2 protein-coding genes are annotated in these 1336 nt (G+C 65.7%); both read left to right on the top strand.

The window, feature by feature from the left end; genetic code table 11:
* Positions 1-113 precede the first annotated feature (113 nt).
* Complete coding sequence (locus RA25_RS22020; protein ID WP_039152108.1) at positions 114-419, top strand: chorismate mutase; 306 nt, start codon at positions 114-116, stop codon at positions 417-419.
* A gap of 36 nt (positions 420-455) precedes the next feature.
* Positions 456-1336, top strand: an 881-nt coding sequence (gene folD, locus RA25_RS22015) for a bifunctional methylenetetrahydrofolate dehydrogenase/methenyltetrahydrofolate cyclohydrolase FolD (RefSeq protein WP_039175077.1), incomplete at its 3' end; no start/stop codon positions are given.

The raw sequence follows: 1336 nt of genomic DNA, 5'->3' as shown, positions 1-1336 counted from the left end.
GCGGCGGAAACCATCCGCCTGAACGAGGACGGCCAGATCGAAGGCTTGTTCTAAGACGCAAAATGCGCTTTCTGCGGCCCGGGGGCATCCCCGGGCCGCAAGAGTTTTAAGACATGACCAAGCTGACACCGCCGCAGGACTGCCAGTCGATGGCAGAGGTGCGGGCCCAGATTGACCGGCTCGATATTGCGCTGGTGCAGATGCTGGCCGCGCGGGCGGGGTATATCGACCGGGCGATTCAGCTGAAGCAAGCCAACGGCTGGCCCGCGCGGATCCCGGACCGGGTTGAGGAAGTGGTCATGAATGCCCGCGCCGCGGCGGAGGCTCAGGGGCTGGACCCCGATCTGATCGAGCATCTGTGGCGGCAGCTGGTGGACTGGTCGATTGCCCGCGAGGCGCGGGTGATCCGGGAAGAGTAAGGCGGGCCGAATGCCTGCACAAAAAGGAAGAGAGCAATGGCAGCAACTCTGATTGACGGCAAGGCCTTTGCGGCCAAGGTGCGCGGCCAGGTGGCCGAACATGTGGCGCGGCTGAAGGAGCAAAACGGCATCACCCCGGGCCTGGCGGTGGTGCTGGTGGGCGAGGACCCGGCGTCGCAAGTCTATGTGCGCTCCAAGGGCAAGCAGACCGTCGAGGTCGGCATGAACTCCTATGAGCACAAGCTGGAGGCGGACACCTCCGAGGCCGATCTGCTGGCGCTGATCGATCAGCTGAACAACGACCCGTCGGTGCATGGCATCCTGGTGCAGCTGCCGCTGCCCAAGCACCTGGACGAGGATCTGGTGATCAACTCGATCGCGCCGGAGAAGGACGTGGACGGCTTTCACATCTCCAACGTCGGCCTCTTGGGCACCGGGCAGAAGTCGATGGTGCCCTGCACGCCCTTGGGCTGCCTGATGATGCTGCGCGACCACCACGGCAGCCTCTCCGGCATGGACGCAGTTGTCATTGGCCGCTCCAACATCGTCGGCAAGCCGATGGCGCAGCTGCTGCTGGGTGACAGCTGCACCGTGACCATCGCGCATTCGCGCACCAAGGATCTTCCGGATGTTGTCCGCCGCGCCGACATCGTGGTTGCCGCCGTGGGCCGCCCGGAAATGGTGCCGGGCGACTGGATCAAAGAAGGCGCCACCGTGATCGACGTGGGCATCAACCGGATCGAGCGCGACGGCAAGAACGTGCTGGTGGGCGACGTCGACTTCGCCTCCGCCGCCGAGCGCGCCGGCGCCATCACGCCTGTTCCGGGCGGCGTCGGCCCGATGACCATCGCCTGCCTGCTGGCGAACACCGTCACCGCCGCCTGCCGCGCCAACAACCTCGCAGAGCCAGAAGGCCT

This window comes from Leisingera sp. ANG-S5, from assembly GCF_000813925.1.
Taxonomy (GTDB): domain Bacteria; phylum Pseudomonadota; class Alphaproteobacteria; order Rhodobacterales; family Rhodobacteraceae; genus Leisingera.
Note: the sequence above shows the minus strand (reverse complement) of the source record. Positions and strands in the feature narration are given on the sequence as shown.